Below are 565 nucleotides of genomic sequence, written 5' to 3' on the forward strand. Positions count from 1 at the left end.
GGTGCAAACAGCAAATCAACAGCGACGACAGCGCCGACCCCCCAATAGGTCGGCTTGAGCAACTGCTCCCGTGGAAATGGCAGCCGCCGAAGTCTTTACATCCTCAGGCTGCCTAAGCTGCGGCCATGGCGGATAGTTTCGGCGCCATTGCGGCTTAACGTTCAGATAACTAGTTCGGCACCAAATCAAGATTGGGCTGCCCGAATGAGTTACAGGAGTCAAAGATGGTGAGCCATCTGCTCCTTCTGCCCCCATAAGCAACGTAGCGCCGGTAACTTGTCGATGAATGCCCCGTTAGCCCCTGATTCTGTTCTCTCTGAAACGCTGAGCGCACTCTTCAAGAATGCGCACCAGCCGATAATCGTCAAAGACGAGGGCTCACGGTTCGTCCACCTCAATGATCTTGCCTGCAACATGATCGGCGCCAAGCCGGAAAGCGCGATCGGACTTACAGATTATGACTTTCTTCCCCGAGCAGAGGCAGACGCCATTCGTGCCATGGATTTCCGCGTCTTTTCGACTGGGGAAGAACAGCATTTCGAGGAAGAAATAACCGGCCCCGACG

The 565-nt window shown here is 54.9% G+C and carries 1 protein-coding gene; it reads left to right on the forward strand.

The window, feature by feature from the left end:
* Positions 1-282 precede the first annotated feature (282 nt).
* Positions 283-565 (forward strand): PAS domain-containing protein (locus tag ACFHWW_RS34135; protein ID WP_379943805.1); only part of this gene is annotated, 283 nt, incomplete at its 3' end.

It is taken from the genome of Sinorhizobium sp. P24N7, assembly GCF_042436655.1.
GTDB lineage: Bacteria > Pseudomonadota > Alphaproteobacteria > Rhizobiales > Rhizobiaceae > Sinorhizobium > Sinorhizobium meliloti_A.